The sequence below is a fragment of the Streptomyces milbemycinicus genome (assembly GCF_002154605.1).
GTDB classification, from domain to species: Bacteria; Actinomycetota; Actinomycetes; order Streptomycetales; family Streptomycetaceae; genus Streptomyces; species Streptomyces milbemycinicus.
In genome coordinates this window covers 1-4,877 of record NZ_MUNE01000447.1, presented here as the reverse complement: position 1 = coordinate 4,877, position 4,877 = coordinate 1, and the positions used below count along the sequence as shown (strand labels likewise).

The window sequence follows — 4,877 nt, the reverse complement described above, 5'->3', positions numbered from 1 at the left end:
CGCCGGCCGGGTGACGCCGCCACGGTCTCGGCCTTCGGCGGCGTCACCCGGCCGGCGGCCATCAGGGTCTCCGCTCCGGGGAAGCCGAGGTGGTTCTGCGGGCGGTCGGAACCGGAGGTGTCGGTGCCGAAGGTGTCGGTGCGGGTCATGCGGATTCTCCTGTCTTGGACATCTGGGCGGAGGAGACGAAGGCGCCGAGCCGTTCGCGCAGCCGGGTGCGGGCGCGGTGCAGCCGGGAGCGGGCGGTGCCCGGGGGGACGCCGATGACCGAGGCGGCCTCGGTAGGGGTCAGCTGCTCCCAGGCGATGAGCAGCATCAACTCCCGTTCGACGGCGGGCAGCTTGGTCAGCGCGTGGCGCAGCACCGGCGCGACCGCCGCGGCGTCCAGCCGCTGGTCGACGGCGTGCCACGGGTCGCCGGCGATGCCCTCCGCGAACCGCGCCGAGCCCGGCGACGCCTCCGTCTCCAGTCGGCGCCAGTGCGCCGCCAGGACGTTTCGGGCCACCCCGAACAGCCAGGCTCTGGCCGTCCCGCGCGCCGCGTCGAAGCCGTGCCGGCTCGCGTAGGCGCGCAGCCACAGCTCCGACAGCAGGTCGTCCGCCGCGCCCGGGGCGCGCCGTACGAGATAGCCGTGCAGCGCCGCCGAGTGGCGGGCCACGAGCGGTTCGAACGCCGTCGGGTCCCGCTGCGAGCGCCGCAGCAGCTCACCGTCCGTATCGTCCGTATGTTCTTCCCTGATCACAGGGCCTCCGTCTCCGACCGCCGAAGTGGGCGGTCACACCCCCTACTTGTCGGGCGGAGCCGACAGCGTTCGCGCCGGGACACCGCCCTGTCGGGGGCGGGTGTTTGAATGCGGCCATGGATCCAGAGAGCAGACTCTCCGCCCTTCGTGATTTCTGCGCCGAGCGCCTGGGCCCGCAACTCGCCGCCCGCTACGTCGACTTGGCCCGGCCGGGTTTCGCGCTCACCGCGGCCGAGAACCCCGGGGAGGCCGCCGGGCACAGCCGGTTCGGGGGCAGAGCGATGCTCGAACCGGGTACTCCTTGGCCGACCTGTGACGGCTTTCCGCTGAGCCTGATCGCCGTCCTCGACGCCGACACCCTCTCCCCCTGGCTCGGCGATGTCCTCCCCGCCGGGACGGGCTTGCTCAACTTCTTCTGTCTCGACGCCGAATCCGAGCAGCACGACCCCGTTTCCTACGACCTGATGAACAAATACGGCCACTACGAGGTCGAGGTGAGCAGCGTCATCCCGGCCCGCTTCGCGCACGCCGTCGAGACGGACCCGCCCGCCCGGTCGAGCGTCTTCGAGCCGATCCCGTGGGCGGCGAAGCCCGGGTTCGCCTTCCCCGACACCTGGGATCCTGCCTGGAACGGCTTCGATGTGGGGCCCGACGCCGACGATATGGCCAGGGCCATGCCCGGCAATTATGTGGAGAATCAGCTCACCGAGTGGTCCGAGCGGCCGGGCGCGCTCGATTCCGAGGACATGGCCTTCGGCCGGCCGCAATTCCCCACCGGCAGCTCGCCGATGGTGCCGTTCGGCAAGGACCCGAACCGCTACCACCACCTGCTGCAGCTGGCCTCGTATGAAGAGTGGTCCATCGGCGGCGACGGCGGCTGGATGCACTGGGCGATACCCACCGACGCGCTGCGGATCGGCGACTTCGGCCAGGCGGTCCCGACCCCGGACATCTGGTGACACCAGGCGCCCTGCCAGGTCCAGGGCCTGTCGTCAAAGGAGGTGTCCGGGACTGTCCGGGACGCCTGAAGACCTGGCAGGGCGCCACCGCGCCCCGTCAACATCCCTTCCAGGGCCGTGAGGCGACGGACGGAGGGGCATCATGCTGGCGGACGAGTACGGATATCAAGTGTCGCGCGGAACGGCGGCGACATACCCGGGAGTTTACGAGCGGCTGCGGCGCGAGAAGAACATAGCCCGCAATTTCCTGCTGTTCGCCGTGGTGATGGTGGCGGTGGCCGTCGCCGGCGTGCAGTGGCTGGTACCGGTCTCGCTGGACGCGGGCGTGGTCGTGGCCGGCGGGGCTGGGACCTTGGCGCTGTTCTCCGGTCTTGGCGGTGCGATCGGCCTCGCTGTGACCGGGTCCAAGCTCGCCCTGGCCCGAAGCCACCCGTTCCAGGCCTGGCCGTGCCAGCTGGAGGAGACGAAGGACCACCAGCGGCTGATCCTGCTGCTGGCGCCCGACGGCAGCGTCGCCCGGGAGCTGGACTCGGCGGTGCCCGACACCGTATGGCACGGTACGCCCGACGGCCGCGGCATGCTCTGGATCGCCGGGGACCTGCGCTCGCAGTGCCTGGTCGCCACACCGGAGGCCAAGGAGCTGTGGCGCGCCAAGGGGCGGCCGTACGGGGCGTCGCCGGTGGCCGGCGGGGGCAGGCTGCGGGCGGTGGAGGACGAGCTGCTGCGCACGGCGACGCAGGAGGCATTCAGCGCCTGGTTGCAGTGATGTGCCGCGGTGGTCTGCCGTGCCGATGGCTCCCGCGTCGGTTCTTGATGGCTTCTTCATAGGTTCTTCATAGGGCCCCTCATACGTTCAAGCCCGCCCGGCCGCACCAGCGTCGGGGCGGTCACGCGGGATTGAGGGATTGAGGGATCTGTATCCATGAAGGCATGTGCGCGGCGGCGGTTCGCGGCCCGGGTGTGGCCGGCCGTGGTGGTGTCGGTGATGGCGCTGGGGCTGGCCGGGTGTGGTGGTGGCGGAGGAGGCGGGGACGAGGTGGCCTCGGCGGGGGACGGAAAGACCAAGTCCGGTTCGTCGAGGGCCGGGGACGGCGAGATCGCGCGGTACGTCGAGGGGCAGCGCAGGTTCGTCAAGTGTCTGCGCGAGGAGGGGCTTGACGTCCCCGACCCCGATGCGAAAGGCCACATCGACTTCGGCGACGCGCGGGAGTTGAAGGCGGACCCGAAGTTCACCCGGGCCCAGGTGAAGTGCGAGAAGTTCTCGCTCCCGGTGCCCGAGGAGCTGGAGCGGCAGGAGAGGCCGAAGCTGTCCGCCAAGGAGATCGCGACCAGGAAGCGCTACGCGAAGTGCATGCAGGAGAACGGGGTTCCGGAGGCTCCGGACGTGGGCGACGACGGCTACTCCGACGAGGACTTCCAGAACGACGGAAAGATGGCGTGGGACCCGACGTCGGCGCGCGCCAAACGGGCCATCCGCATCTGTGCGCCGATCATCGGGGACCCGGTCAACCCCGGTAAGGCGAAGGGCTGATGGGCGTCGGGCGCAGGTCCGTCCTGGTGGCGGCGGGGGCCGTGGCGGTCAGCGCCGTGGCGGTGGTCGGCGCGCTGGGGCTCGGCGGCGGGGACGGCTCGGACTCCGGCGGGTCGGACTCCGGGCGCGGTGACAGGACGGTACGGGTCACGCGCGGCACGCTGGTCGACGAGACGGCGGTCGACGGGACGCTGGACCATGGGCCGGAGGTGCCTTTCGAGACACGGGCGGAGGGAACCATCACCTGGCTGCCGAAGGCCGAGAAGACCGTCACGCGCGGCCAGACGCTGCTGCGGGTGGACGAGAAGCCCGTCGTGTTGCTGTACGGGGACCTGCCGATGTACCGGGAGCTGGCGGCCGGCCGGGACCCGGACCGTCCCCTCCGGGGCCTGGACGTCAAGCAGTTCGAGTCCAACCTGGCCATGCTCGGCTACTCGGGCTTCACGGTCAACGACACGTACTCTCAACTGACCGCCGACGCGGTCAAGCGCTGGCAGAGAGACCTGGGCAGGCCGAGGACCGGCAAGGTGGGGACCGGGGACATCGCGTACGTGTCCGGGCCGATCCGGATCGCCCGCACGAGCGTCCGGGTGGGCGCCCAGGCCACGGGGAATGTGCTGAGCTACACGAGCACCGCACGCTCGGTGACCGTCGACGCACCGGCCGGGGAGACCGGCTGGGCGGAGCGCGGCAATCGGGTGACCGTCGAACTGCCGGACGGGCATACGGTCAAGGGCCGGGTGGCGGAGGTCGGGCAGGACGCCTCCCCGGCACAGGGCGCCGAGGGCGGCGGCGGGGGCGGCGACGGAGGCAGCGACGGGGACGCGGCCAAGAACGCCAAGGTTCCGGTCCTCATCCGCATCAAGGACCAGGAGGCCCTGGGACAGCTGAGCAGTACCCCGGTGACCGTCCGCTACGTCGGCCGCAAGCGCGAGAACGTCCTGACCGTGCCGGTGGCCGCCCTGGTGGCGCTCGCCGAGGGCGGCCACGGGCTGGAACTCGCCGACGACGGAGGTGCCGACGGAGACGGGAAGGGCAACCGCTTCGTCGCCGTCAAGACCGGTCTGTTCGCGAACGGCAAGGTCGAGGTGAGCGGGTCCGCCGTGCGCGAGGGCTTGAAGGTGAGGATCCCCGAATGAGGCCCGTGGTCGTCTTCGAGGGGGTCACGAAGACCTACCCCGGCGGGGTCGCGGCGGTCCGTGACACGAATCTGCTGATCCGCTCCGGTGAACTGGTCGCCGTCGTCGGCCCGTCCGGCTCCGGGAAGTCGAGTCTGCTGCACCTGATGGGCACGCTCGACCGGCCGAGCGCCGGGCGGGTCACGGTCGACGGCCATGACGTGGCCCGGCTGTCCGACCGCGAGCTGTCCGCGCTGCGGGCACAGCGGATCGGCTTTGTGTTCCAGCAGTTCCACCTGGCGCTCGGCGTGCCGGTGCTCGACACAGTGGCCGACGGGCTGCTCTACGCGGGCGTGCCCGTGCGGGAGCGCCGGCGCAGGGCCTCGGAGGCGCTGGCCCGGGTGGGGCTTGGCCACCGGTCCGGTCATCTGCCCCATCAGCTGTCGGGCGGCGAACGCCAGCGGGCCGCCGTGGCCCGGGCGGTGATCGGGGAGCCCGCGCTGCTGCTGGCCGACGAGCCGACCGGC

General features: G+C 71.5%; 6 protein-coding genes. 5 read left to right on the top strand and 1 reads right to left on the bottom strand.

The annotated features are described in order from the left end of the window. Positions 1-145: 145 nt before the first annotated feature. Positions 146-742, bottom strand: a complete 597-nt coding sequence (locus tag CCN51_RS32650) for an RNA polymerase sigma factor (RefSeq protein WP_014179150.1) — start codon at positions 740-742, stop codon at positions 146-148. A 116-nt stretch (positions 743-858) separates the two neighbouring features. Between CCN51_RS32650 and CCN51_RS32645 the strand changes: the two genes are divergently transcribed. From CCN51_RS32645 to CCN51_RS32625, 5 genes are all read left to right on the top strand, one after another. Continuing rightward, positions 859-1,701 (top strand): DUF1963 domain-containing protein, encoded by an 843-nt coding sequence (locus CCN51_RS32645; protein WP_014179149.1) that lies wholly within the window; start codon positions 859-861, stop codon positions 1,699-1,701. A 142-nt stretch (positions 1,702-1,843) separates the two neighbouring features. Continuing rightward, positions 1,844-2,467 carry a hypothetical protein gene (locus CCN51_RS32640; protein ID WP_014179148.1) on the top strand — a complete coding sequence of 208 codons (624 nt, stop codon included), beginning with the start codon at positions 1,844-1,846 and terminating at the stop codon, positions 2,465-2,467. Positions 2,468-2,623: 156 nt separating this feature from the next. Next, a complete protein-coding gene (locus CCN51_RS32635; RefSeq protein ID WP_014179147.1) occupies positions 2,624-3,232 on the top strand; it encodes a hypothetical protein in 609 nt (202 codons plus the stop codon). Next, entirely contained in the window at positions 3,232-4,371 is a 1,140-nt protein-coding gene (locus CCN51_RS32630) for a peptidoglycan-binding domain-containing protein (RefSeq protein ID WP_014179146.1), read from the top strand. The genes CCN51_RS32635 and CCN51_RS32630 overlap by 1 nt, the downstream gene beginning before the upstream one ends. After that, positions 4,368-4,877: ABC transporter ATP-binding protein (locus CCN51_RS32625; protein ID WP_086860423.1), on the top strand; the 510-nt coding region annotated here is incomplete at its 3' end. The genes CCN51_RS32630 and CCN51_RS32625, both read left to right, overlap by 4 nt.